The organism is Bradyrhizobium sp. 154, assembly GCF_023073875.1.
In the GTDB taxonomy this organism is placed as follows: Bacteria; Pseudomonadota; Alphaproteobacteria; order Rhizobiales; family Xanthobacteraceae; genus Bradyrhizobium.
The window spans coordinates 162087-187729 of the sequence record NZ_JADPKG010000123.1 but is presented as its reverse complement, the minus strand read 5'-3'; the positions used below and the strand labels follow the sequence as shown (position 1 = coordinate 187729).

The 25643-nt window shown below is 63.8% G+C and carries 24 protein-coding genes and 1 tRNA gene; 20 read left to right on the top strand and 5 right to left on the bottom strand.

The features are described from left to right. The first annotated feature begins 90 nt into the window (after positions 1-90). The 9 genes from IVA92_RS34825 to IVA92_RS34785 all read left to right on the top strand — a co-directional run bounded on the left by IVA92_RS34825 (position 91) and on the right by IVA92_RS34785 (position 9727). Complete coding sequence (locus tag IVA92_RS34825) at positions 91-906, top strand: sugar phosphate isomerase/epimerase family protein (RefSeq protein ID WP_247281124.1); 816 nt, start codon at positions 91-93, stop codon at positions 904-906. Positions 907-934: 28 nt separating this feature from the next. Then, entirely contained in the window at positions 935-2572 is a 1638-nt protein-coding gene (locus IVA92_RS34820) for an ABC transporter substrate-binding protein (RefSeq protein WP_247281123.1), read from the top strand. Between the two features lies 1 nt (position 2573). Next, positions 2574-3557: an ABC transporter ATP-binding protein gene (locus IVA92_RS34815; RefSeq protein WP_247281122.1), complete on the top strand. Its 984-nt coding sequence runs from the start codon at positions 2574-2576 to the stop codon at positions 3555-3557. Next, a complete protein-coding gene (locus IVA92_RS34810) occupies positions 3554-4540 on the top strand; it encodes an ABC transporter ATP-binding protein (protein WP_247281121.1) in 987 nt (328 codons plus the stop codon). Before IVA92_RS34815 ends, IVA92_RS34810 begins: the two co-directional genes overlap by 4 nt. Further along, positions 4540-5469, top strand: coding sequence for an ABC transporter permease (locus IVA92_RS34805; RefSeq protein WP_247281120.1), 930 nt, complete (start codon positions 4540-4542; stop codon positions 5467-5469). Before IVA92_RS34810 ends, IVA92_RS34805 begins: the two co-directional genes overlap by 1 nt. Further along, the gene (locus IVA92_RS34800; protein ID WP_247281119.1) at positions 5466-6389 is read left to right on the top strand and encodes an ABC transporter permease; all 924 of its coding nucleotides are present in this window, start codon (positions 5466-5468) and stop codon (positions 6387-6389) included. The genes IVA92_RS34805 and IVA92_RS34800 overlap by 4 nt, the downstream gene beginning before the upstream one ends. Before the next feature lie 214 nt (positions 6390-6603). Further along, on the top strand, positions 6604-8454 hold the full coding sequence (ilvD, locus tag IVA92_RS34795; protein WP_247281118.1) for a dihydroxy-acid dehydratase: 1851 nt from the start codon (positions 6604-6606) through the stop codon (positions 8452-8454). Positions 8455-8840: 386 nt separating this feature from the next. Then, positions 8841-9158 (top strand): hypothetical protein, encoded by a 318-nt coding sequence (locus IVA92_RS34790; protein ID WP_247281117.1) that lies wholly within the window; start codon positions 8841-8843, stop codon positions 9156-9158. A 245-nt stretch (positions 9159-9403) separates the two neighbouring features. Further along, positions 9404-9727 carry a hypothetical protein gene (locus IVA92_RS34785; protein ID WP_247281134.1) on the top strand — a complete coding sequence of 108 codons (324 nt, stop codon included), beginning with the start codon at positions 9404-9406 and terminating at the stop codon, positions 9725-9727. A 730-nt stretch (positions 9728-10457) separates the two neighbouring features. Here IVA92_RS34785 and IVA92_RS34780 read toward each other — a convergent pair. After that, positions 10458-10691 carry a hypothetical protein gene (locus tag IVA92_RS34780; protein ID WP_247281116.1) on the bottom strand — a complete coding sequence of 78 codons (234 nt, stop codon included), beginning with the start codon at positions 10689-10691 and terminating at the stop codon, positions 10458-10460. Positions 10692-11181: 490 nt separating this feature from the next. Between IVA92_RS34780 and IVA92_RS34775 the strand changes: the two genes are divergently transcribed. Next, positions 11182-11271 (top strand) — tRNA-Ser (locus IVA92_RS34775). 685 nt (positions 11272-11956) lie between these two features. Here IVA92_RS34775 and IVA92_RS34770 read toward each other — a convergent pair. Both IVA92_RS34770 and IVA92_RS36205 read right to left on the bottom strand, forming a co-directional pair. Continuing rightward, entirely contained in the window at positions 11957-13630 is a 1674-nt protein-coding gene (locus IVA92_RS34770) for a DNA polymerase/3'-5' exonuclease PolX (protein WP_247281115.1), read from the bottom strand. A gap of 18 nt (positions 13631-13648) precedes the next feature. Then, positions 13649-13855, bottom strand: a complete 207-nt coding sequence (locus IVA92_RS36205; RefSeq protein ID WP_346015557.1) for a hypothetical protein — start codon at positions 13853-13855, stop codon at positions 13649-13651. Between the two features lie 399 nt (positions 13856-14254). On the opposite strand from IVA92_RS36205, the gene IVA92_RS34765 reads away from it, so the two are divergent. The 5 genes from IVA92_RS34765 (at position 14255) to IVA92_RS34745 (ending at position 18572) form a co-directional block, all read left to right on the top strand. Then, positions 14255-14551 carry a hypothetical protein gene (locus IVA92_RS34765; protein WP_247281114.1) on the top strand — a complete coding sequence of 99 codons (297 nt, stop codon included), beginning with the start codon at positions 14255-14257 and terminating at the stop codon, positions 14549-14551. 84 nt (positions 14552-14635) lie between these two features. Next, positions 14636-16783 carry a VTT domain-containing protein gene (locus IVA92_RS34760; RefSeq protein ID WP_247281113.1) on the top strand — a complete coding sequence of 716 codons (2148 nt, stop codon included), beginning with the start codon at positions 14636-14638 and terminating at the stop codon, positions 16781-16783. After that, positions 16783-17457: an endonuclease/exonuclease/phosphatase family protein gene (locus tag IVA92_RS34755; RefSeq protein ID WP_247281112.1), complete on the top strand. Its 675-nt coding sequence runs from the start codon at positions 16783-16785 to the stop codon at positions 17455-17457. Before IVA92_RS34760 ends, IVA92_RS34755 begins: the two co-directional genes overlap by 1 nt. A gap of 371 nt (positions 17458-17828) precedes the next feature. Beyond that, positions 17829-18020 carry a hypothetical protein gene (locus IVA92_RS34750; RefSeq protein ID WP_247281133.1) on the top strand — a complete coding sequence of 64 codons (192 nt, stop codon included), beginning with the start codon at positions 17829-17831 and terminating at the stop codon, positions 18018-18020. A 237-nt stretch (positions 18021-18257) separates the two neighbouring features. Further along, the gene (locus tag IVA92_RS34745) at positions 18258-18572 is read left to right on the top strand and encodes a DUF1476 domain-containing protein (protein ID WP_247281111.1); all 315 of its coding nucleotides are present in this window, start codon (positions 18258-18260) and stop codon (positions 18570-18572) included. 18 nt (positions 18573-18590) lie between these two features. Here IVA92_RS34745 and IVA92_RS34740 read toward each other — a convergent pair whose 3' ends face one another. After that, on the bottom strand, positions 18591-19181 hold the full coding sequence (locus IVA92_RS34740; RefSeq protein ID WP_247281110.1) for a TIGR00645 family protein: 591 nt from the start codon (positions 19179-19181) through the stop codon (positions 18591-18593). 224 nt (positions 19182-19405) lie between these two features. Here IVA92_RS34740 and IVA92_RS34735 point away from each other — a divergent pair, with 224 nt between their 5' ends. Both IVA92_RS34735 and IVA92_RS34730 read left to right on the top strand, forming a co-directional pair. Beyond that, positions 19406-19639, top strand: coding sequence for a hypothetical protein (locus IVA92_RS34735; RefSeq protein WP_247281132.1), 234 nt, complete (start codon positions 19406-19408; stop codon positions 19637-19639). A gap of 960 nt (positions 19640-20599) precedes the next feature. Beyond that, positions 20600-21535: a septal ring lytic transglycosylase RlpA family protein gene (locus IVA92_RS34730; protein WP_247281109.1), complete on the top strand. Its 936-nt coding sequence runs from the start codon at positions 20600-20602 to the stop codon at positions 21533-21535. Here the strand turns inward: IVA92_RS34730 and IVA92_RS34725 are convergent. Continuing rightward, the gene (locus tag IVA92_RS34725; RefSeq protein WP_247281108.1) at positions 21529-22485 is read right to left on the bottom strand and encodes an alpha/beta hydrolase; all 957 of its coding nucleotides are present in this window, start codon (positions 22483-22485) and stop codon (positions 21529-21531) included. The genes IVA92_RS34730 and IVA92_RS34725 overlap by 7 nt on opposite strands. Positions 22486-22639: 154 nt before the next feature. Between IVA92_RS34725 and IVA92_RS34720 the strand changes: the two genes are divergently transcribed. The 3 genes from IVA92_RS34720 to IVA92_RS34710 are packed head-to-tail and all read left to right on the top strand — an operon-like array spanning position 22640 to position 25631. Continuing rightward, positions 22640-23902: a D-alanyl-D-alanine carboxypeptidase family protein gene (locus tag IVA92_RS34720; protein WP_247281107.1), complete on the top strand. Its 1263-nt coding sequence runs from the start codon at positions 22640-22642 to the stop codon at positions 23900-23902. 2 nt (positions 23903-23904) lie between these two features. Further along, the gene (tmk, locus tag IVA92_RS34715) at positions 23905-24588 is read left to right on the top strand and encodes a dTMP kinase (RefSeq protein WP_247281106.1); all 684 of its coding nucleotides are present in this window, start codon (positions 23905-23907) and stop codon (positions 24586-24588) included. Continuing rightward, positions 24585-25631 carry a DNA polymerase III subunit delta' gene (locus IVA92_RS34710; RefSeq protein WP_247281105.1) on the top strand — a complete coding sequence of 349 codons (1047 nt, stop codon included), beginning with the start codon at positions 24585-24587 and terminating at the stop codon, positions 25629-25631. Before tmk ends, IVA92_RS34710 begins: the two co-directional genes overlap by 4 nt. Positions 25632-25643: the final 12 nt, after the last annotated feature.

Here is a 25643-nt window from a genome sequence, read left to right as displayed (position 1 = left end):
GGTCCGCGGTGCGAAACCCGCATTTCACCGGCCTGTCATTGAACTGGTCTAGCCCTGTTCCCGTCATCGCTGATGGCCAAGGAGCAAGCCATGTCGAAGCCGGTGCTGGGCGCCGCATTGTCCATCAAGTCGATCCCCGCGCATCGCGACTGGCTTCTGGAACGGCAGCGCGATCTCGAGATCCAGGATTTTTTCCGCGCGGATCTGCTCGATAGCGACTGGCGCGCGACTGCCGGCGAGATCAAGCAGATGCTTGCGGGCCACACGGGCCGGCTCGGCATTCACGGCCCGTTCTGGGGCTTCAAGATCGACAGCCACGATCCCATGATCCGCCAGGCCGTCACCAAACGCCTGCTTCAGGGTCTTGATGCAGCCGAGTTCCTCGGCGCGACCCAGATGGTGATCTATTCGCCGTTCACCACCTGGGACCACAACAATCTTGATCTCTACACCGATAACCGCGGCAATCTGGTCGAGCGGGTCAAGGCGACGCTCGCCGAAGTGATCGCGCGCGCCGAGACCATCGGCTGCGAGATCGTCATCGAGAACATCGAGGACAAGGATCCGCGCGACCGCGTCCGCCTTGCGAAGGCGCTGGAGAGCAGCAAGGTCCGCGTCTCGCTCGACACCGGGCACGCCAACTACGCCCACATCTCCACCGGCGCACCGCCGGTCGACTATTACGTCGAAACCGCCGGCGACATGCTGACGCATGTGCACCTGCAGGATACCGACGGCTTTGCCGACCGGCACTGGGCGCCGGGCGAAGGCAACATCCCGTGGGTCGCCGTGTTCCGCGCCCTTGGGCGGCTGACCTCGAACCCGCGGCTGATCCTCGAACTTCGCAACCACGACGACGTCCGCGCCGGCGCAGCCCATCTCGCTGCGCTCGGACTGGCCGAATAATCGCATCATCCTGGGCAGGGGTCACATCATGAGCAAGTTCACCCGTCGCACCATTCTGAAATCCGGCGGCGCTGCCGCCAGCACGCTCCTTTTGCCGCGCTTTGCCATCGCGCAAGGCGACAACCGTCCGTCGGTCACGATCGCCGTGCAGAAGGTGACCAATTCGAACGTCCTCGACGTGCTGCGCGAGCAGTCCAATGTCGGCGAGCGCGTGTTCTTCTCCTCGATCTGGGAAGGCCTGATCTCCAAGAACTGGCGCGGCAACCTGGAGGCCGTGCCCGGCCTTGCCACCGAATGGCGCCGCATCGACGACCAGACCGTCGAAGTGAAGCTGCGCCAGGGCGTCAAATTCCACAATGGCGACGAGCTCACTGCCGAAGACGTCGTCTTCACCTTCAGCCGCGAGCGCATGTTCGGCGAGACTGAAGCCAAGAGCCGCTCCACCATCCAGGCTTTCGAGAAGATCCCGGCGCCGCGTCCCGGCAAAGAGCTGCCGCCAGATGTGCCGGCCGTTGCCCGCCGCATCTGGCCGGACCTCGTCCGGGTCGATGCCGTGGACAAGTACACGGTGCGCTTCTACAACGCCACACCCGACGTCACCATCGAAGGCCGGCTGTCGCGCTATGGCTCCGACATCATGAACCGCCGGGCCTGGGAAGAAGCCGCGAGCTACCTCGACTGGGCGCGCAAGCCCGTCACCACCGGTCCCTACAAGGTCGTCGAGCTCAAGCCCGACGTGTCGCTGGTGCTGGAAGCGCACGACGAATATTGGGGCGGCCGCCCGCCGCTCAAGCGCATCCGCTTCCTCGAAGTGCCGGAAGTTGCGAGCCGCATCAACGGCCTGCTCTCGGGCGAATACCACTTCGCCTGCGACATCCCGCCGGACCAGATCGCCGGCATCGAAAAGAATTCCGCGTTCGAAGTGCAGGGCGGCACCATTCTCAATCATCGCCTGACCGTGTTCGACAAGAACCACGCCCAGCTCGCCAATCCGCTTGTCAGGCGCGCCTTTACTCACGCAATCGACCGCCAGGCCATCGTCGACAGCCTGTGGGCCGGCCGCACCCGCGTGCCGAAGGGCCTGCAATGGGAATTCTACGGCGACATATTCAACGCGGACTGGAGCGTGCCGGCCTATGATCCCAAGCTTGCGCAGGATCTGTTGAAGCAGGCCAATTACAAGGGCGATCCGATTCCCTATCGCCTGCTCAGCAATTACTACACCAACCAGGTCGCGACCGCGCAGATCCTGGTCGAAATGTGGAAGTCGGTCCGCCTCAACGTGCAGATCGAGACCAAGGAGAACTGGTCCCAGATCATGGAGCGGGCGCCGACCCGCGCGGTGCGCGACTGGTCGAACTCGGCCGCCTTCAACGATCCGGTGTCGTCGCTGGTTGCCCAGCACGGGCCGAACGGCCAGCAGCAGCAGATCGGCGAGTGGACCAATGTCGAGCTAAACAAGCTATCGGAGTTCCTGGAGACCTCGACCGATCGCCCAGCCCGCAAGAAGGCGTTCCGCCGCATGCTGGAGATCGCCGAGCGCGAGGACCCCGCCTATACGGTGCTACACCAGAACGCGACCTTCACGGCCAAGCCGAAATCCATCAAGTGGAAGGCAGCGCCCGCCTTCGCGATGGATTTCCGCGCCGGCAATTTCGAGGCCTGACGTGGCGCCGCTGGTCAGCATCCGGAACTTGCGCGTCACCTTCAACGGCGTGCAGGTGCTGCGCGGCGTCGACGTCAGCTTGCAGAAGGGCGAGGCCCTCGGGCTCGTCGGTGAGTCCGGATCGGGCAAGTCGGTGACCTGGCTTGCCGCCCTGGGCCTGCTGCCGCGCCATGCCAAGGTCTCGGGCTCGGTACTGCTGGACGACCGCGAGATCCTCGGCGCGCCCGCGGCCGACCTCGACCATGTCAGGGGCGGGCGGGTCGCGATGATCTTCCAGGATCCGGCGAGCGCGTTGAACCCCGTGCTGACCATCCGCAGGCAGCTCTGCGAAGCGCTGGCGTTGCATCGCGATCTCTCGGGCGACGCGGTGAAGGCGGAAGCGCGGCGGCTGCTCGATCTCGTCGGGATTCCCGACGCAGGCCGGCGGCTGTCCGCCTATCCGCACGAATTCTCCGGCGGCCAGGTCCAGCGCATCATGATCGCAATGGCGCTCGCCGGAAATCCCGACCTGCTGGTCGCGGACGAGCCGACTACCGCGCTCGATGCCACCATTCAGGCCCAGATCCTGGAGCTGCTCTCCTCGGTCCGTCGCGAGATGGGCATGGCCATGGTCCTGATCAGCCACGATCTCGGGGTCGTCGCCGAGAACTGCGATCGTGTCGCCGTGATGTATGCCGGCCGCATCGTCGAGGAGGCACCCAGCAACCAGCTCTTCGCCGATCCCGTGCACCCTTACGCGCAAGGCCTGATCGGTGCGCTGCCGCCGCTCGATGGAGCGCGCCGGCGCCTGACGGCCATTCCCGGCACCGTGCCCGATCCCGCGCGGATGCCTGAGGGTTGCGCCTTCGCGCCACGCTGCACGCTGGCGAGTGAAGCTTGCGGACTTGTCGCGCCGAGCCTGGCCCCGATCGCGCATGACCGCAACGTCGCCTGCATCCGCGCCGAGGCTTCGCGCCGGGCGCTGCTCGGGATCGCCGCCGAATGAGCGCGCCGTTCGTCCAGGTGTCCGCGATTTCGCGCAGCTACGCGATGCGCTCCGGAATGTTCGGCCGCAGCACCGTCGTTCACGCTGTCGACGGCGTGTCGCTGAGCATTCCCAAGGGCGAGACGCTGGGCTTGGTCGGCGAGTCCGGCTCGGGCAAATCGACCACGGGCCGCATCGTGCTCGGCTTCGAGCCGTCCGACAGCGGTGAGGTGCGGTTCGATGGCAAGCCGATGGCCCCGCTGGGAACGGCTGCATGGCGCGCCCAGCGCGCACGCATGCAGATGATCTTCCAGGATCCGCTGGGCGCGCTGGACCGGCGGCTGCCAGTCGCCGCGCAAATTCGCGAGCCCCTGGACATCCACGATCTCGGCATGCCCGCCGAGCGCGAAGACCGCGTTCGCGAATTGCTGCGCGCGGTTGAGCTGACGCCGGCACATGGCGCGCGCTATCCGGGCGCGCTGTCCGGCGGCCAACGCCAGCGCATCGTGCTCGCGCGGGCGCTGGCGACCAAGCCGGATTTCCTGGTCTGCGACGAGCCGGTCAGCGCGCTCGATGTCTCGATCCAGGCGCAGGTGGTGAACCTGCTCGCCGATCTCCAGGCCGAGCTGTCGCTGACGCTGCTGTTCATCAGCCATGATCTCCGCGTCGTCAGGCAGATCAGCAATGTCGTTGCCGTGATGTATCTTGGCCGCATCGTCGAGATCGGCAGCGCCGATGATCTGTTTGCGCGGCCCGAGCATCCGTACACGCAGGCGCTGGTCTCGGCCTCGCCCGCACCGGGCCGCCGCAGCGCGGGCCGCATCGTGCTCGCTGGCGATCCGCCGAACCCGGCGGCGCGCCCTCAAGGCTGTACTTTCCATCCGCGCTGCCCGCGCGCCATCGCGCGCTGTGCAAGCGAGGTGCCGGCACTCTCAAGCATCGGCGGCAACAGGCAAGTCGCCTGCCACCTGGTCACGGGTGCCGAAACGCGGGACGCGGCGTGATGGGCCACTTTTTCGCCATCCGGCTCGGCCGCGCGGCTCTGACGATCGTCCTCGTCGTCACCTTCGCCTTCGTCGTGCTGCGTCTGTCGGGCGATCCCGCGCTGATGATTTTGGGACCGGAGGCGCCGCCGGAGGTGCTCGCAGCATTCCGCAAGGCGTGGAGTCTCGATGATCCGATCTGGGCCCAGTACTTCGATTATTTTGGCGCCATCGCCAAGGGCGAGCTTGGCCGCTCCATGCGCGACGGCCGGCCCGCGATCGAGCTGGTGCTGGAACGCATCCCGGCGACGCTGGCGCTGACCCTGCCGGCGTTCTTCTTCAAGGTCGCGCTCGGCATTCCCGCAGGGATCTACGCCGCGCTGCATCGCGGCTCGGGAATCGACCGCGCCGTGATGATGACGGCGGTCGCCGGCTTCACCGTCCCGAGCTTCGTGCTCGCGCTGGTGCTGGTGTTGGTATTCGCGGTTCAGCTCGGCTGGCTGCCATCGGGCGGCCAGGAGAGCTGGCGGCACGCGATCCTGCCCATTGCGACGCTCGGCCTCGGTGGCGCCGCGGTGCTGGCGCGCTTCACCCGCAGCGCGATGCTGGAGGTGCTGGGCCAGCCCTATATTCGCACGGCTTCCGCCAAGGGCGTGTCCTGGCGCCAGGTGGTGACGTCGCATGCGCTGCCGAACGCCGCGATCCCGACGGTCACCATTCTGGGCTTCATGGTGGGAACGCTGATCGCCGGCGCGGTCGTCGTAGAGAGCGTGTTTGCCTGGCCGGGAGTAGGGCGCCTGCTCGTGGTCGCCGTCGCCAACCGCGACCTCGCCGTGGTGCAATGCATCTTGCTGCTGGTCGCGATGACCATGGTGACGTCCAATCTGGTCGTCGACTTCCTCTACGGCTTCCTCGATCCGCGCCTGCGCGCCAAAGGGGCGCATGCATGACCGACGCGACGCTGAAGGATGCCAAAGCGTTTTCAAGCGAAGTGGATTCCGGTTCGCGCAAAAGAAACGCGTCAAAACTAGAATCTAGCCTCCGCCGCCGCATCAGCCTGGCGGCGATCCCGGTCTCGGTCGCGCTCGCGATCACCTGGATCATCGCCATGCTGCTGATCGCCGCGTTCGCCGAGAAGATCGCGCCCTACGGCTTCACCCAGCTCGACCTGCGCAATCGCCTGGCGGCTCCCGGCAATGCCGCGCATTGGCTCGGTACCGACGAGCTCGGCCGCGACGTGCTGTCGCGGCTCCTCGTCTCCATCCGCATCTCACTGCTGATCGCGTTCGGCGCCACCGCGATCTCGGCGCTGGTCGGCACCACGCTCGGCTTCCTCGCCGCGCATTTCCGCGGGGCCATCGAACAGCTCGTGCTGATGCTGACCGACTTCCAGGCCAGCATGCCCTTCCTGATCATGGCGCTCGCGGTGCTCGCCTTCTTCGGCAATTCGCTGCCGCTGCTCATCGCTCTGATGGGACTGTTCGGCTGGGAGCGCTACGCCCGCATCGCGCGGGGCCTCGCCATCTCCGCCAATGCGCAAGGGTATGCCGCCGCCGTCCGCCAGTTAGGGGCGGCGCCGTCGCGGATCTACCTCCGGCACATCCTGCCCAACATCGCCTCGACCCTGATCGTCTCGACCACGCTGGTCTTTCCCGAGGTGATCCTGATGGAATCCGGCCTGTCGTTCCTCGGCCTCGGCGTGCAGCCGCCGATGACCAGCCTCGGCAACATGGTCGGCTATGGCCGCGAATACCTGACCCGGGCGCCCTGGATCATGCTGGCGCCGGCCACCACGATCGTGGTCACGACGTTGGCCGTCTCTGTGATCGGCGACTGGTTACGCGACCGGCTCGATCCGACCTTGCAATAGGGCCTCGACTTCTCGACTCCCGGTTCTGCAGGCGGCGTTTGCACAACCTCGCGCTGGGGAACGTTCGCGAGAGGCCGCGCCGGGAGCAGGGGAGCCCTGTCCGGACCAAGTTCCCGTTGCGCGCGTGCCCCGCGTGCGCTATCCGGCCGGAAAGCTCTGAGGCGGCTTCCATTTTTCCGCCCGGCTCCAAGCCAACCCGAGGACGGAAACCGCCATGCCAGCCTATCGCTCCCGCACCACCACCCACGGCCGCAACATGGCGGGCGCCCGCGGCCTCTGGCGCGCGACGGGCATGAAGGATGCCGATTTCGGCAAGCCGATCATCGCCGTCGTCAACTCCTTCACCCAATTCGTGCCCGGCCACGTCCATCTGAAGGACCTCGGCCAGCTCGTGGCCCGCGAGATCGAGCAGGCCGGCGGCGTCGCCAAGGAGTTCAACACCATCGCGGTCGATGACGGCATCGCCATGGGTCATGACGGCATGCTCTACAGCCTGCCGTCGCGCGAATTGATCGCCGACAGCGTCGAGTACATGGCCAACGCGCATTGCGCCGACGGTCTCGTCTGCATCTCCAATTGCGACAAGATCACGCCCGGCATGCTGATGGCCGCGCTGCGGCTCAACATCCCCGCCGTGTTCGTCTCGGGCGGACCGATGGAGGCCGGCAAGGTCAAGCTTCAGGGCAAGACCAAAGCCGTCGACCTCATTGATGCCATGGTGGCCGCGGCCGATTCCAAGGTCAGCGATGAGGACGTCAAGGTGATCGAGCGCTCGGCGTGCCCGACCTGCGGCTCCTGCTCGGGCATGTTCACCGCCAATTCCATGAACTGCCTGACCGAGGCGCTTGGCCTCGCGCTGCCCGGCAACGGTTCGGTGGTCGCAACCCACGCCGACCGCAGGCGCCTGTTCGTCGAAGCCGGCCACACCATCGTCGACCTCGTCCGCCGCTATTACGAGCAGGACGATGCCAGCGTGCTGCCGCGCAACATCGCCAACTCTAGGGCGTTCGAGAACGCCATGACTCTCGACATCGCGATGGGCGGCTCGACCAACACCGTGCTGCATCTGCTCGCCGCTGCCCATGAAGGGCAGGTCGAGTTTACCATGCGCGACATCGACCGGCTCTCGCGTCGTGTGCCCGTGCTGTGCAAGGTCGCACCATCCGTCGCCGACGTGCATGTCGAGGACGTGCACCGCGCCGGCGGCATCATGGGCATTCTCGGCGAGCTCGACCGCGCCGGGCTGATCGACACCTCGGTCTCGACCGTGCACGCCCCGACCATGAACGATGCGTTGGAGCGCTGGGACATCAAGCGCAGCAAGAGCGAGGCGGTGCGCACCTTCTATCGGGCCTCGCCCGGCGGCATCCCGACCCAGGTCGCCTTCAGCCAGGAGCGCCGCTACGACGAGCTCGATGCCGACCGCGAGAAGGGCGTCGTGCGCGACCTCGAGCACGCTTTCAGCAAGGACGGCGGCCTCGCCGTGCTTTACGGCAATCTCGCGCAGGACGGCTGTATCGTGAAGACCGCCGGCGTCGACGCCTCGATCCTGAAATTCTCCGGCCCCGCGCGCGTGTTCGAAAGCCAGGACGCAGCGGTGGAGGGCATCCTGGGCGGTAAGGTCGTCGCGGGTGACGTCGTCGTCGTGCGCTATGAGGGCCCGCGCGGCGGCCCCGGCATGCAGGAGATGCTCTATCCGACCAGCTATCTGAAATCGATGGGCCTCGGCAAAGCCTGCGCGCTCGTCACCGACGGCCGCTTCTCCGGCGGCTCGTCCGGCCTGTCGATCGGCCATCTGTCGCCGGAAGCGGCCGAAGGCGGCAATATCGGTCTCGTGCGCGACGGCGATCGTATCGCCATCGACATCCCCAACCGCAGCATCAGCCTGGAGGTCTCCGACGAGGAGCTGGCCAAGCGCCGCGCCGCGGAGGAGGCGAAGGGCGATGCCGCCTGGCAGCCGCAGAACCGCAAGCGCAATGTCTCGACCGCGCTGCAGGCTTACGCCGCGCTCACCACCAGCGCCGCGCGCGGCGCCGTGCGCGAGGTGAAGCGGCGTTCGAGATAGCGCCTGATCGACGCGCCACAGGCTGGGCGGATTCTTCCGGAATGACCCGCGGTCTCCGCGCGAGCGGGCGGGCGCACTGTTGCAGGACAGAGCCGGGACAAGCGGTCGCAAAAGAAACGGCCCCGCCTCCTGGGGTGTGGGCTTTTGGGGGTGGAGGCGGGAGCCGTTTTGCGAAGTGGGCGCCCAACGTGCGGGCTCGCCCGCCAGGCCCCTGTGAATTTAGTGTCTTTGCGCCCATTTTGCCATTTAATTTTTATTTATTTGTACTTTGTTTGTGATTTAATCGCGCCATCCTAAGAAAATAGCCGAAATCCATTTTTCCGAATCCGGCCGGGCGGACGCCGTATCCTCCGCAACGGTCCGGATTGCCAGTAGCGGGGTAAGCCATGAGTCACTCTCCATCGCTCGTGCCGCACATTGCGACAGACCGGGACGTCTATCTCGTGCTCGATGATTTCGGCCGGCGGCTGGGCCGCGCCTGGTGTGAGACGGCTGAGGAGGACGCCAATCGGGCGACCCTGCTCAGGAATCTCGTCGAGGGGCAATATCTCCATCCGGTACGTGTCGTGGCTTTCAATACCGCGGAAGGATGGTCGCGAGATGCCACGGCAGAAGTCGCAGACGAACTGCGCCGCCGCTTTGTCGAATTCGAGGAGACCGATCCCTCGCTGCTGGAGTTTTTGGAAAGAGCAGCGAGGCGGTGAAGCTCGAGCGGAGGCGGATGAACGCCAAACGCACGTCGCGTGTTGATGCGCGTGGTCAATGAGTTCTTACCTGTCGGCTGCGACTGGCTGTTCGCATTAAGGATGCCCCGACGAAGTTCGGCAGCCCAGGATTTTGCGTCGTATACTGCTAGCGACCTTCGCAAATCCATTTCGGGCAACTGGGGCACCACGCAATGTCTCGTACTCTCGCCGTCGTTTTCTCTACCGCCGTCGCCGCGATTTCCATGATGGGCGCAGCCTCCGCCGGCTGCTACAATTGCTATGCGCCGCCGCCGTGCACGACCTGCTACCAGCAGCAATACGTCGCGCCGCAATACCGCGCTGTCGACGAAACCGTGATGGTGTCTCCCGGTTCTGTGGTCGCGCATCGCACGCCGGCGCAGTACCGCACCGTAATGGTGCCGCAGACCGTGATGGTGGCGCCGCCCAGCGTCCAGTACGAGCGCATCCCCCCGCAATATGCCACGCGCCAGCGCGTCGAGATGGTGTCGCCGGGCTATTCGTATTACGCGCCCGTGCAGATGGGCTGCGCGTCCTGCGGGTACTGAGCTGACGCAATGAAGACAGTCTCGCGCGGCGCTCCTTGCGGGGCGCCGCTTTCTTTTGCGCATCAGCAAGCGAGGCCCGGATATGGAGACGAATCCAACCGGACCTCGCAACCGGCAACGCCCTGGGAGATGTCGCCGGTATCTGGGATTGCCGAGACGTCGGCGCGTGGCGGCGCCGAACCTGCCGCCAAGCTAGAGGAACAGGCTGACACTCGCCTGACAAAGGGCGGGGCTGAAGAGGTTGAGGCGAGAGTGCGAACTTCGCGTTGCCTTGCGCGGTCGACGCGTTAAGCGACACCCGTTCCAGGCTTGGAAGGGTGGCCGAGTAGTTTAAGGCACCGGTCTTGAAATTTACTCTGAAAATGGTCGGTAGGAATTAAGCTCCTAGGAGCGGCGATCTCGTCATGGGAAAAGGGTCCGCTCGGGAAGCTTTCGGGCCCCATACGACCAACCGGGCCCCTGCGACCGGCCGCGCTGGGGGACCATTGAGCGGCCGCCGACCGAGGCGGCGCTCTTCAGCAAGTGAAGAAGAAACCAGCGCAGCCATGCCGAACGCTAGGGGCGCCTAGAGACCACAGGGCAATAGCAGTCTGTGCTTCGGCCTGGAAAATGAACGCTGATCGCTAGGCACGTTCCTAGGCCAGCCGAGTTGGCCTTGCTTCGCTCACTCATCATTTTTGCTCGCTTCGTCCGCTCTCACGTTGCGAGCCGGGAATCTCGACAATGGTGCTCAGTTCCTCTCCAGGCGCGTCCGGAAGCTCACAACTCTGTCCATGTCGCTGGAAGCTGATTGCCTACCTTGTTGCTTCACCACCTGCTCGAGTTCAAGAGCTTCTATTGCAAGCTCATCTGCCAAGCGTCCGAAGAGTTCGCGCTTTTGCGGATCGCTTGCCCGCCTGCTCATAAGGGCCAAATCCGCGGCATCGGCGCGGAGTTTGTCCAATCTTTTTTTGAGGTCCGCCATTATCGGCATGTCCTAAACCCACCTCGTCTCGGGTGGGGGTACAAGTCAACGGCGGAATATTCTATTGGTTCTTCGTTAACCGTTCATTAGGCTGACAGGCGTCGTGAAGACCCCGCGAGGGTGAACCGGCGGGCCAGGATCCGAGTCGCGAATCCTCTGCCGGGATTTCGGACCAAAGCGGAGTCACATCAGCGGCTTAGCCTGCGATTTCCCTGGCGGTCGGCGCGATGCCGGGCCCACCGGTGGAGCACCCACGGTGCGCCGATCAGACGCATTCGGTTAGCAACAGCCACGTCAGCCATATGCTGGCCGAATATTCATCCCAAGATCGTGCAGGAGCGGCTAGGCCATTCCTCAAATCGCGATCACGATGGAGAACCATCTGATGCCGAACATGCAGGGGCGAAGCGGCCGCGGCTGTTGACGTTGCCATGCGAGCCGCCATAAACAAGCGAACCGAAGCGACGAAAAGCTAAACAATTTCCAGTCTGGAAGGGTGGCCGAGTGGTTTAAGGCACCGGTCTTGAAAACCGGCGTGCCCGCAAGGGTACCGTGGGTTCGAATCCCACCCCTTCCGCCACAATCCAATAAAATCAACCGCTTAGATGCGGTTCGTTACCGCGCTCAGCTGAGCTCGACATTGAGGGCGCAATCGCGGATGAGTTGAAGCGACACGAAATCTTGTCGGACTCGCTGCGCCGCTCGAGATCGGTAGCAACTCCAGGCGAGGGGGGCCTGGTGTGCCTTAGCTGTGTTGCGCGGACGATTGATCATCCCAGAGCAGTTCACCGCACCGGCATTGATACACCCGGATGAAGCGGGCTGCCTTCATGTCCCATAGCTTCTCCGCCAGACTGAGCGGTTCGCGGCATTTGGGGCAGCGGAACAGGGTTCGGCTCGGGGGCGTGGCTGGAGGCATGGGCACGTCTCATTTTTCAGAAGACGCGAAAGCTCGGCAAGCGTTCCTGAGCATGATCCGGAAAAGTGTGAAGCGGTTTTCGGCAAAGATCAGGCTCAAACACAACGTCAAGCGCGATGACGATTATTGCCAATCGCATTGCGCTTTAGCTCCGGTGGAGGCCGTTGCAAAATAGGAACGCTTGCGGCCCACGTACTTTGATCCGCATGCGCTTAGGCGCATCAGGCTATCTAACCGTAGCCCGAGCGGCCCCAGCCCTGGGTCCTTGATCCAGGCCTGGGGTCGTTCTTTCTCGCGCAAACGGCTGCGCCTGGACCGGCGAGCCTTCGTTGAAGGACCAGGTGTCTCAAGCTGCACGTGCAAACGAGCGACGCCTGTGGCGCAGGTATCGCTCGATATCGGCGAGCGGCATTGCGTTCAGCACCCGCTCTGCGGGGACGCCGCCTTTTCGCGCCATCTCGACGCCCCAATGCATGTGATCGAGCTCGGCGATCGAGTGCGCGTCCGGATTGATGCTCAACATGCAGCCATATTCGAGCGCAGCCTGATGCCAGCGCCAGTCCAGATCGAGCCGCCAGGGATGAGCGTTGATCTCGATTGCGACGTCGTGCTTGGCGCAGGCGCGCAGCACCTTCTCGACATCGATCTCGTAGCCTGGACGGCGCTGAAGCTGGCGGCCGGTCATGTGGCCGACGATGGTGGTGTAGGGATTGGCGACAGCCCGCAGCAGGCGTTCGGTCTGTGCCTTCCGATCCAGCCTGAAACGCCCGTGGATGCTGGCGACCACGAAATCGAAGCCGTCGAGCACCTCGTCCGGATAGTCCAGCGATCCGTCCGCCAGGATGTCGGACTCAATGCCCCTCAGGATCCGAAAGTCCTTGCCAAACTTTCTATTGAGCCGCTCGGCCTGCCGATGCTGCTCCTTGATCTGCTCGAGCGAGAGACCCCCGGCGTAGTGCGCCGACTGCGAGTGGTCGGCGACACCGAAATATTCGAAGCCGCGCTTCAGCGTGGCCTTGGCCATGCTCTCGAGCGTCTCAGTCCCATCCGAGGCGTCGGTGTGGCAGTGCAGGATGCCGCGCAGGTCCTGGTCGGTGACGAGCCTCGGCAGCTTTTTCTTCAGCGCCCGCTCGATCTCGCCGCGGCCCTCGCGCAGTTCGGGCGCGATGAAGGGAAGGCCGAGCGCCCGGTAGATGTCTTCCTCGGTCTCTGCGACAACGCTCCGCCCCTTGTGCAGCCCGTCCGGCTCGAGGCGCATTCCTTTCTTGTCCGCGAGCGCCCGAAGCTGATCCAGATGAACAGGTGAGCCTGTCGCGTGGAGCAGGGCGGCGCCAAAATGCTTGCGATCGGCGAGGTGAACTTGCAGCCCGCCTGATTCGATAACGCTGCCGCTCCCGGCGGCCTCGGCGACGATCGCGAAGTCGGCGACGAGTTCGCAACCGCGCCTGAAGTCGCCGGCGATCGTGAGCCGTCTGAGCTCGGGCCGCGCTTTCCGCAGCGAGTCCGTTGCATGCTCGAGCAGGGCCGCGGCGCGATGCAGGTGCAGGCGACCCTTGCCGCTTTTGGCGATCGCAAGGTTCTCCACGATCTTGGTCTGCAGCGCGGCCCCAAGCCCCTTGGCCTTCTTGATGCGGTCTTGCTCGGCTGCCGTTTCCAATTCGGACAGGGAGGTGATCCCGAGATCCTTGTAGAGCTTGAGCACCTTCTCAGGCCTTAAGCCCGGCACCGTCAGCAGTTCCAGGACCCCCGCGGGAATTTCCTTGCGCAGCTTCTCAAGGCTCGGATGAGTCCCCGTGCGATACAGCTTGGTGATAATGTCCGCGATGGCTTCGCCGACCCCGGGAATCTCGGTGAGGCGGTCTTCCTCGATCAGCACGTGGAGCGGGACGACGAGCGCGGCAAGATTATCGGCGGCGTTGGCATACGCCTTCGCACGATAGGGGTTGCCTCCACGCAGCGCCGTTCGCTGCGCGTATTCCCTCAGGAGTTCAGTCACCCTTGGGGTGTCAGCGACCGCCACTCACCTCGCTCCAGGCCTTCAATCGATTGACCTCTCAAGCTTTTGGGCTGCCCGGAAGTCGTCCAGATGCTGCAGGTTTGGCCCGTACGCGGCCTCCTTGGTGAGCAGGTGGTAGATCCGGGCTACCATGATTTGGAGATGCTTCATTCGCCCGCGGGGCATCGTCCGGGCCTTGCAAAGGGCTCGAACCGCGTGCGCTCGGAAATAGTCAAAAGCGTCGGACATCGTGGATTCAACGTCTCGCTCAAAGATTGGTTCTTATCCGTCGCTTCTAGAAGCACCAGTCCCATCGCCGTCTGTAGATGGGAGCCGCTCGACAATCAGGACGAACGAGAGCGCATCCGGAACGCTGTCGAACTTGAAAAATTAGCCTGGCAGGAAGCTTCACAGCGGGCCAGGCATGTTCTTCTTTTTCTCGAACCGGCTCGGGTGTCTCGGCTCGTTGCTGATCTCCGGCTTGATCACTCTCGCGCTCCTCTTCCTGCTCGGGATAGTCCGGTTCTGAACCCCCGGCGCGTGGTCCAGATTCACCCTCCACGCATTTGAGATGCAGGTCGCCAGCATCTGGAACTTGGCCAGTGCTGGCCTGTTGTACGCACTCTCGTCCACCTACGGAGAGATGTCTTGGAAAGCACAATCATCGGAGAATTCGACACTCGCCGCAGCGCCGAGCTTGCCATTGAGCACGTCGTCCAGGAATGCGGCGTATCCCGAAGCGACGTCTTCGTCCAACCGGCCGGCGGCGCGAACACGGCGGGGACACATCCGGCCGGTGCTGACGTCAAATCCGCGCCCGCGCCGGAAGGTCACCAGAAGTTGGAAGGTCTGATCGAGGTCTCCGTGGATTTCCACGGCGATGCCCCTGAAAAGATCGCAGACGTCTTGAGGGGCGCCGGCGCAAAGACTGTCCGAACCAAATAACGCAAGTGCGCTTGTGCCGCGTAAGCTCTGTGGTTCGGCATTCTCACACCGAAGCGTAGCCCGTCTCCGAGGACGCGGAACCCGTTGAGCATTCACAGCGTTTTAGACACGAACGCGACTTGCGAGGTCCACCTGCTTCAGAGTTCATCGACCCTGATCCCCGGCAATACCGTCTGGCGGCGGTGCGAAGCGCGCCGCGTCGCGGTTCTGAATGATGCTGCCGCTTATTTCGCGGCCCTGCGGGATGCGCTGCTGGAGGCGCAAGACCAAGTTTATGTGATCGGATGGGATATCCATAGTGAGACCAGGCTGGTCGGAGCTTCCGGACGAGCGGATGATGGTCTGCCGGAACAGCTTGGCCCATTCCTCCGCGCGCTCGTTCAACGCCGTCCCGCCCTGTGGATTAATATTCTGATCTGGGACTTCGTCTCGTTTTACGGGTCCGAAAGGGAATGGAATTCCGCGGCAAAATTCACCGCCGGAACATGTGGCCGCGTCCGATTTCATCTGGATTCCACACTTCCGTTTGGTTCCGCCCAACACCAGAAGATCGTCTGTGTCGACGGTTCATTGGCGTTCGTTGGCGGGCTCGACCTGACGATCAGGCGCTGGGACACGAGCGACCATCGCGCCGATCACGCGTTGCGCTGCGACCCTGCGGGTAAGCCATACCCACCGTTTCATGATGTTCAATGCATGGTCGACGGGCATGCTGCGGCATGGCTAGCCGACCTCGCGGAGGAACGCTGGCGTGCGGCAGGTCAACAGGTTCATCCTCGGCGCGCGCTGAAGAGCATTCGGTGGCCGGCGAATGTGCCGGTTGAGGCGGAGCACGTGCCGGTGGGTATCGCCAGGACAGAGATCGTGTGTCCTGCAGGTTCGAGGATCAAGGAGGTCGAGCGCTCACTGGTTGCAGCGATCCGGTCAGCGACGAGCTTCGTTTACATCGAAAACCAGTTTACCAGCGCTATCAGGATAGCGCGGGAATTGGCCGAGCAGATGCTTCGCGCGCCTTCGCTTCGGGTTCTCGTTGTCACTCCCAAACTGCATTCGTCCTGGGTAGAATCCCAAGCCATGCAAAACGGCCGTGGTGCCTTCATCGACTGCTTCAATGAGGCCGGAGTGGCAGATCGTATCCGCTTCGTCTACCCGGTCTCACCCAGCGGGGATACCGAAGCTGCCGTGATGGTGCACAGCAAGCTCATGACCGTCGACGATCGGATCTTGAGAATCGGCTCGGCTAACCTGAACAATCGGTCGATGGGTGCCGATAGTGAGTGTGACCTTATTTTTGAAGCTGCATCCGACGAGCATAGAAACTTCATCGCTTCGGTCCGCCGTCGCCTGATTGCCCATTTCTGCGATCTCGACGAACAGACCATAACGCGAAATGAGGATCGTCTTTTTGCGCTCCTGGACGACGTGTCGAGAGCTGATGGGGCGAAGGCGCTGCGGGAAGTGGAGTCCTCGGTTCTGACCAGTACTCTGGCCACAATGGTTCAGCCGGTGGCCGACCCTGAGCGGCCTCTCCATCTCGAGCGGGCGGCATCTCGCATGTGGAGCACGAAGACTCTAATAGGGATCGTATCGATAGCCGTGGCGCTTTTTGGATTGGCGATGGCTTGGTCGTACACGTCTTTGAGCGATTTCGCCGACGCGGGTCGTATTTCAACGTTCCTGTCTGCCTACTCGCAGTCTATCTGGGGGCCGCCATTCGCGATCGCAGCTTTCGTCGTCGGCGGGCTGGTCGTGTTTCCGGTTCTCGTACTCATTGCAGCAACTGCTGCCGCGCTTGGGCCCTGGCTAGGGTTCATTACCGCAATGGCCGGCGTCTTGCTCAGCGCCCTCGTGCTTTTTGCGCTCGGGCGGGCACTCGGACGACAGCGACTCCAGCGTTTACTCGGACGACGTGCAGCGCGCATCCAGGAACGCGTCTTAGGCAAGGGTATTCTGGCTGTCGTCGTCATCCGGATGATTCCGATAGCACCGTTCTCGGTGGTGAATGTCGTGGCTGGTGCGAGCACGCTGCCTCTCCGCGACTTCATGGTTGGAACTCTGCTGGGCATGATGCCCGGTATTCTCGCCATGGCAGTTCTGGGGGCTCAAATCGCAGATTTGGCCAGGGATGCTTCCTGGAGCAACATATTGCTATTGGTCTTGGCGTTTTTGAGCTGGCTCGGAATCTGCGTAGGCGCACAATTCGTCGCGACCTGGCTCGCCGGGAGGCGCTGATGGCGGCGATGCGTTTCATGACATGGAATGTGCATGGCACGTTCAATCTCAATACGAAGTTCGATTTGGAGGGTGTTTGCTCGATCGTTCGCCGGTGGGCCCCCGATGTCGTCGCGCTTCAGGAGGTGGATTCGCGATCGCGGTCAGACAATCCATTCGCGAAGTTGGCAAGTGTTGTCGGCGATCACCGCGTTCACGCCAAGTCGATCGTCACCGAGGATGGCGACTACGGTCAGATGCTCCTAAGCCGCTTTCCATTCTCCGGGGTGCCCGAGATCGTCGACGTGTCGTATCGGGAGCGGGAGCCCCGTAGGGCGATTGCCACGGGACTGCTGACACCTGTCGGCCATGTGCGCGTGGTGGCTACTCATCTCGGCTTGAGTATCCATGAGCGGTATGCGCAAGCTCAGGCCCTGGTCAGCCTTGTGAAGCCCGGAAAGACCGTCGTTCTCGGCGACTTCAATGACTGGTTTTGGGTCAAATCGGTGCGGCGTGTGCTCGCGCAGGTTTGCCCAAACCGGACACGCTTGCGGACTTTCCCGGCGCGCTTGCCCGTTCTACGCCTTGATAGAATCTATGCGACGCCCGACGCCCGGTTCGGGAAAGTGTGGACCGACCGGGAGGCAGGAGCCTATTCAGACCATTTGCCGGTGATTGCAGAAATAGAGATCTGAATATTTTCCCGAGGGAAGATGATCTTCTCGCTCGCCGCTTTCCCCAAAGCGCGATGAGATTAGGACGAATCGTCATCGCGCTTTAGGTTGTTGTCTTGACATGATCTTTTCGGAAAACCGCTGCGCATTTTTTCCGGATCATTAGCGTTCGGGAAGGGATCCCGATCAGCCTTCTTGCCGATTTTCCGAAGATGGCAGAATGCCACTGTTTTGCCCGACGGGTCAACCGGCTTTTGCGCGAATGCAAAAGGCGTTGTGCCAACAAGACTTAGCTACTGTGCATGGGGTTGTTTTCGCAAACTTCGTTGGTCAGCGTCTATGCTTCAGCTCAAGCATGCGGAACTTTTTCCTCGCCGCCACGTTGTGTTGCCATGACTGAAGACCTTTCCTTCCGACGCAAGCCTCTGACTCCCGAGCAGCGCCAGGCACGTGATGCAGCGCGCCGGCTCGAGGCCGAAAAGGCCATGCGCGATCATGAGGCGGCGCAGAAGGCGTTTTACGCCAACAAGGAACGGCTGAAGGCCGAACGCCTCGCGCGGGAGGCGGCCGCGGCGAAGGGCTGACCAAACGCGGTCGGCGCCAACAATCTCCCATACCGATCTTTCAAACCGATGCCGCCGGCGTCTCACGCCGGTTGGCGTTCCCCTTGCTCAAGACCAGCTTGCGCGCGCCCGGTCCCACGCCCATCGGCGGGCTTGACGGCGTTTGCCTTCCGGGAGGAAGCTTAGGGTGAAGTGAACCACGGAGACGTTCGCTCCCAGCCAGTATGTCACATCAGCGAAACGAGAATGGAGCTGACCATGACCATGTTCGACAAGCGCGAGCAGGGCTTTGAAGCAAAGTTCGTCCACGACGAGGAGCTGATGTTCAAGGCGACGGCCCGGTCCAACAGGCTGCTCGGGCTTTGGGCCGCAAGCCAGCTCGGCCTCAGCAACGACGACGCGGCAAGCTACGCAACGGCGCTGGTCACGGACAATCTGGAGAGGCAGACCATCGACGACATCGTGAGCAAGGTGTCCGCCGATCTCGCCGCCAAGGGCGTGGCGCGCGAGCAGGTCGCGCAGAAGCTTCTGGAATACCTGCGCCAGGTCATGCAGCAGCAAGCTGGCACATGAGAGGCTGGCCATTATGCCTCATTCGGCGTGCTTGCGCGCCCCGGCATCGCTGAGCCTGTCGACATAGGCGATGCCGATCGCCGAGAAGACGAAGGTGAGGTGGATCAGCACCTGCCACATCACGCCAGTCTCGGTAAAGCCGGCGCGGTTCGAGCCGAGATTGCCGGCCTCGATGAAGGTGCGCAGCAGCGCGATCGAGGAGATGCCGATGATGGCCATGGCGAGCTTGATCTTGAGAACGCTGGCATTGACATGGCCGAGCCATTCCGGCTCGTCGGGATGACCCTGGAGATCGAGCCGCGAGACAAAGGTCTCGTAGCCGCCGACGATCACCATCACCAAGAGATTGGAGATCATCACGACGTCGATCAGGGCCAGCACGCTCATCATGATCTGTTGCTCGGTGAGGTCGAGCGAGTGCCAGGACAGATGCCAGAGCTCCTTGAGGAACAGCGCGATGTAGACGCACTGCGCCACGATCAATCCGAGATACAGCGGCAGCTGCAGCCAGCGCGAGCCGAAGATGATCATCGGCAGCAGGCCCAGACGCGGCAATGGCGGTCGGGGTTCGGTGCGGCGTTCGGACTGGAATCCAGGCTCAACCGACATTCAGGCAGCATCCTCGCATGGAGATGATCTTGCTGCCATGTAACCCGGCAAGATGGCCGGCGGAAGACGCGGCGCAAGCCGGTCGTTTGCCAGGGATCGCGCCGTTTCGTGCTACCGTGCCGGGCGGCCGTCGCGCGCTCGGCCAGCACGGAATCAAGATCGGGAGGCGGGGAGTGTTTCGCAGCGGGACATGGGCGGGTGGGATCGCGCTCGCAGCCGCGATCATGGCCGGCTCCGGCGGCGCGGACGTGTCGGCAACGCCACTAACCCCGTTCCGCTATGAGGCGCAGGCGCAGCGCCATTGTCCGCAGGATCAGGTGGTCTGGCTCGATTTCAGGAAGGGCGTCTACTACACCAGGGGCCAGAAGCGATATCGCCAGGGCTTTGACGGCAGCTTCGTCTGCCTGAACGAGGCTCGGGACGGCCGCTACCGGCGCTCGCTGCTCGGCCTGCGCTGAGCGGCGGGTGAGTGGGAAAAGCGAGCGGGCTATTTCCGGCTCGGCAGCTTCACCGGTACGTGCGGGGAGGTGCTAATGACCCTGGGGCTTCCGTCCGGATAGGTGCGATCGCCGCGGATCAGGGATTCAAGAACAAGAAAAAACTTCTCGGCAAGCATGTGACTCACCCTGGTTGGTGATGGCCTCTTGAAATTAAGTCGAGGCGCCGAATGCGGAAATTCAATCAACTAAACGGGAGCGGGACAATCCCGGGCAAACACTGTTTGCAGCGAAGTGTGGTCGTCGTCGGGAAAGCGCGAAGATCGCGCCCGAGATTAACCGAAGGCCAGTGCCACGAGGCTAGAGCAGAGCAGGACCAGGCCGCCTGCGGTCAATGCTAGGAAGCCATCGGATACGAGGTCATGGTTGCGCATGGGACACCTGCCGCTCTCGTCCTCGATGCTCGATCGGATCGATTAAAATTGTCCGAACGTGCCGCCTTGAAAGAAGTGAATGCTTGCCGTCCCGCGCGAGTGCCTTCAGGCCCTCGTGCGGTAACCTTCAAACGCATGGGCAAGGAAGATCGCCGCGCTTACCAGACCCATCAGTGCCGAAACCGTCTCGATCATCGCTAAATTCCAAATCCCGCCCTGCATCCGAGAGAACGCGTGCGGCCTTGCACAGTCAAAAGAATTTCCCTGAGCGGCGTGACAATGGGGATGGAGTGAGGATTTGGCGCAACAGAATGTCCAGCCTTGGCACAGAGCAGGGCCCTGCGTTCCGTAGATCACGGGGGAAGCGAACGTCCCGTTTACCATGCCGGCGTGATCGCTGTGGGCTCCCCATTTCCGCCGTGTTCGGGTTGCGTTATCGTTACTGCTTCCGATGCGGTGGTGGGCTGCCTCGGATCAAAGGACCGGACGGCGCTCCCGTAGCCAATGCGGGTTGGGCATGCCGCCGGCGGAATGGTATTTGGGGCAAATGGGGATCCGACGGTCAGATTCGGTTTTGCGGGCCGCGCGCGGTGTTGCGGCGGTCGCGACCTGCCTTGCGCTCGCCAATTGCGCCTCTTCGACCAAGTTCGCCAGCCGCGTCGATCCGAAATATGGCGTGTCCTCAAGCCCAAGGGTGGTGGCCTGGGGTGACCCGGTCCCGAAGGGCGGCGGCACCTACCGCGTCGGTAAGCCCTATATCGTGGCCGGCCGGACCTACGTGCCGGAGGAGGACGTCAACTATCGTGCCGAGGGCATGGCGTCCTGGTATGGCGATGATTTTCACGGCCGCCTGACCGCCAACGGCGAAGTGTTCGACATGACCTCGCTCACGGCGGCGCATCCGACCCTGCCGATGCCGTCCTATGCGCGGGTGACCAATATTTCCAACGGCAAGTCGCTGATCGTCCGCGTCAACGACCGCGGGCCCTATCACGGCAACCGGCTCATCGACGTCTCGAACAAGGCCGCCGAACTCCTTGAATTCAAAGGCAATGGCGTCGCCAAGGTCCGGGTCGAATATGTCGGCCGGGCGCCGCTGGAAGGCTCCGACGATCGCCAGCTGATAGCCACCTTGCGTACCGGCGTTCCGGCGCCTACCCCCTCAATGGTCCGGGTCGCTTCGGCCAAGCCTTTCGTGCCGGAATTGCCCTCGTCGAGCCGCGGTGCCATTCGCGGCGAGGTTCCGATGCCGGAGGGGCGGCCCTACAATCTCGGCAACAGCTCGGCCGATATGGCCTCGCTCAACGCGACCTCGGAAATGTCGGCCTCGAGCCGCAGCCGGGGCCGGGGCCACCAGAACGCCCGTGCCGTGTCCTATGACGACGACGGCCGCTATGCGACCGAGAGCGCGCTGTCCGGCGCCTACGCCTCGGATGGCGCGGCCGAGGCCCGCAGCATCCTGAGTGGCCGCGGCCTCTACTGAGTTGTGCTCGCCGTCAGGAATTTCACCAGCGCTGCGTTCACCTCCTCGGGCCGCTCCTGCTGCACCCAATGGCCGGCGCCCTCGAGGATCAGCTTGTGTTTCAGATTGGGCAGCACGCGCTCGAGCTCGTTGACGCGCTTCGCCCCGATCAGGCCGGTGATGACGGCGTCCTTCGAGCCGGCGATGAACAGTGACGGCTGCTGGATCTGTGCATCCTGCCAGGGCGCCGTCAGCTCCCAATTGCGGTCGATGTTGCGGTACCAGTTCAGCCCGCCGCGGAAGCCGCATTTGCGAAAGCTTTCGGTGAAATAGGCTAGGTCAGCCTCGCTCAGCCAGCGGGGCAGTGGCTCCTCGGCGCCCGCATGGCCGAGAAAGCCCTTGCCCTCCTGCACGAACATGGCCGCCGAGGGATCGGCGAGGCCGCGGCCGCCGAGCACGATGCGCATGGTGCGGGCGACGTCGCGCTCGAGCTCGGCCTCGGCGACGCCCGGCGTCTGGAAATATTGCCAATAGAAATTGGTGATGCCGCCCTGGCGCAGCAGATCGAGCGGCTTGCCGCGGCCGCGGAACGGCGGCGGCACGCTCAGGCCCGCGACCGCCGTGAAGATGTCGGGGCGGAACAGCGCGGCGTGCCAGGCGACCGGAGCGCCCCAATCGTGGCCGACCACCATTGCCTTGCTCTCGCCCAGCGCCTGCACCAGGCCGACGACATCGCCGACCGTGTCGAAGATGGAGTAGGCGGCCGCATCAGGGGGCGCCGCGCTCTGGCCGTAGCCACGCATGTCAGGAGCGACCACATGAAACCCGGCGGCCGCGAGTGCCGGGATCTGGTGGCGCCAGGAATAGGACAGTTCCGGCCAGCCATGGCACAGCACCACCAGCGGACCCTGGCCCTGCTCGCGGATGAAGAGCTCGATCCCGTTGGCCTTGATCATACGGGTTGAGGACATTCAAGTTTCCGCCTTGCTTCAGGGGTTTGGTCGGCAAATATAAGATGCCACGATAGGGGCGCGAGGAGAATCGTGCAATCTCAGGGACAGGCGTCCACCTCCGTGTTGTTCGCATCTGTTCCAACTGGTAGAACGCCGCTCTCAGGGCTTGGCCATGACATTTCGTCCTTCTTTGCTTCGTCGCCCCCGGTTCACCGCCGGTGCGCTGGCGCGCGGGCTGATCGCGGCGATTCTGGTCGCGGGCATCGGATGGGGCGGGGCGCTCTACGCCGCCAACCAGAGCGTGCAGGGCGCCAAGAAGGCGGAAGACACCGGCTTCGACGGCGACGCCCCGACTGCGATCCTGATCGAGGCCTCCTCGGGCAGCGTGCTGTTCGAGAAGAACGCCGACGAGCTGCGCGCGCCCTCCAGCATGATGAAGCTGATGACCGCAGAGGTCGTCTTCAACGCCATCAAGAAGGGCGACATCAAGCTGACCGACGAATATCGGATCAGCGAGAACGCCTGGCGCCGGGGCGGCGCGCCCTCCGGGGGCTCGACCATGTTCGCCGCGATCAACAGTAAGGTCTCGGTCAGTGATCTCCTGCATGGCGCGATCATCCAGAGCGGCAACGATGCCTGCATCGCGCTCGCCGAAGCCATCGCGGGCAACGAGCGGATTTTCGCGACCGACTTCATGACCAAGCGCGCACGCGAGCTCGGCCTCACCAGATCGACCTTCGCCAATTCCAACGGCTTGCCCGATCCCGGCAACAAGATGACGGTGCGCGAGCTCGGCATCCTTGCCCGCCACATCATCCTTGATTTCCCCGAGTTCTACAAATTGTTCGGCGAGAAGGAGTTTACCTGGAACAAGATCCGCCAGCCCAACCGCAATCCGCTACTCAATTCGATGGAAGGCGCTGACGGGCTCAAGACCGGCTACACCAAGGAAGGCGGCTACGGCATGGTGGGCTCGGCCGTGCAAAACGGCACGCGACTGATCGTTGTCGTCAACGGGCTCGATGATCCCGAGGACCGTGCCACGGAAGCCAAGAAGATGCTGGAATGGGGCTTTCGCAATTTCGAGACCCGCACCCTGATCGCAGCCGAACAGCCCGTCGGCTACGCCAAGGTGTTCGGCGGCGAGAGCCGCTCGGTCAAGCTCGTGGCCAAGACGCCCGTGAAAGTGATGGTCCACAAGAACGGCAGCGACAAGCTGATCGCCCGCATCGTCTATCGCGGCCCGGTGCGCGCGCCGGTCGAGGCCGGCCAGCAGGTCGGGGTGGTCAAGGTCTGGCGCAGCGGCACCATCGCGGTTGAGACGCCGGTCTATGCCGCCGAAGCGATCGGCACCGGCTCGACCATGCGCCGCGCAATCGACGGCGCCAGCGAGCTCGTGATCGGTATGTTCCGCGCAGGCGCCGAGAAGCTCTGATCATGAGTGAAAGCGCGGTACGCTGGCCGTCGGGACGCGGGCGCTTCATCACCTTTGAGGGCGGCGAAGGGACGGGCAAGTCGACCCAGATCAAGAAGCTCGCCGACCGCCTCACGGCGGCAAGGATGCGCATCCTCGTCACGCGCGAGCCGGGCGGCTCGCCTGGCGCCGAGATCATGCGACATCTGGTGCTGTCAGGCATGGGCAAGCTGCTCGGCCCCGAAGCCGAGACGTTGCTGTTCGCCGCTGCCCGCGACGACCACGTCCGCACCGTAATCCAGCCCGCGCTCAGCCAGGGCGTCTGGGTGCTGTGCGACCGCTTCGCCGACTCGACGCGGGCCTATCAGGGCAGCCTCGGCCGCGTGCCGGATGGCCTGATCAACGCGATGCAGCGGGTCACGATCGGCGATCTCAAGCCGGATCTCACCATCATTCTCGACCTGCCGGTCGAGATCGGCTTGCAGCGGGCAGCCACGCGCCGCGGCAGCGCCGCACCCGACAGGTTCGAGGGCGAGGATCTCAAGTTCCACCAAGGCCTGCGCGACGCCTATCGCAAGATCGCCGCGGAAGATCCCGCGCGTTGTGCGCTGATCGACGCCAATTCCGATCCTGACACGGTTGCCGGGCGCGTCTGGACGGCGCTGCGCGAACGTCTCCTTGCCACGCCCGCGGTGATTTCCGCATGAGCCCGCGTCGGACCGAGCGCGAAACCGCCATTCCGCATCCGCGCGAGACATCGAAGCTGTTTGGGCATCGCGAGGCCGAGACCGCGCTGCTCGCAGCCTATCGCAGCGGGCGCATCCCGCATGCCTGGCTGATCGGCGGACCGCAAGGCATCGGCAAGGCAACGCTGGCCTACCGCATGGCGCGCTTCGTGCTCGCCCACGGCCAGCCGCTGGCGCCGTCCGTGCAGCGCGCCGAAGACCTTGCGATCGATCCCGACGATGCCGTGGCGCGGCAGGTTGCGGCGAGTTCGCATGGCGGGCTGTTGACGCTGGAGCGCACCGCGAATGATCGCGGCGTGATGCGCACCGTGATCACCGTCGACGAGACGCGCGAGACGATCGGCTTCTTCGGCTCGACGGCTGCCGCCGACGGCTGGCGCGTCTGCATCGTCGACACGGTCGACGAGCTCAATCCAAACGCGGCCAACGCGCTTTTGAAGATCCTCGAAGAACCGCCGCAGCAATCGCTATTCCTGTTGGTGAGCCACGCGCCGGCACGCGTGCTCGCCACCATCCAGTCGCGTTGCCGCAAGCTGCGCCTGCGCCCGCTCGCCACCGATGACGTGATCAGTGCGGCGGCTTCGGCCGGCGACCTCGATCCGAATGATCCGGCGCTGCACGAGGCGGCGGAGGCTTCCGAGGGCAGCGTGGCGCGGGCACTGACGCTGCTCGGCGGTGACGCGCTCAAGCTCCAGCAGCGCACCGCGGCACTGCTCGCGCGTCTGCCGCAGGTCGATCCGCGCGAACTGCACACGCTCGGCGATTCGCTCGGGACCAGCGACCGCGTCGCGCTTGCCGCCTTCATCGACGGCATCGATCGCTGGATCGCCGAACGCCTGCATGCGGACGAAGCCAATACGAACCAGAATCTGCCGCGCCTTGCGCGTCTAGCTGAGGTATGGGAAAAGATCGTCCGCGCCGCGCGCGACACCGAAACCTACAATCTGGAGCGCAAGCCCTTGGTTTTCTCGGTGTTCGGCTGGCTGGCGGACGCAACGCGCTAGGCGCAGGTTCGT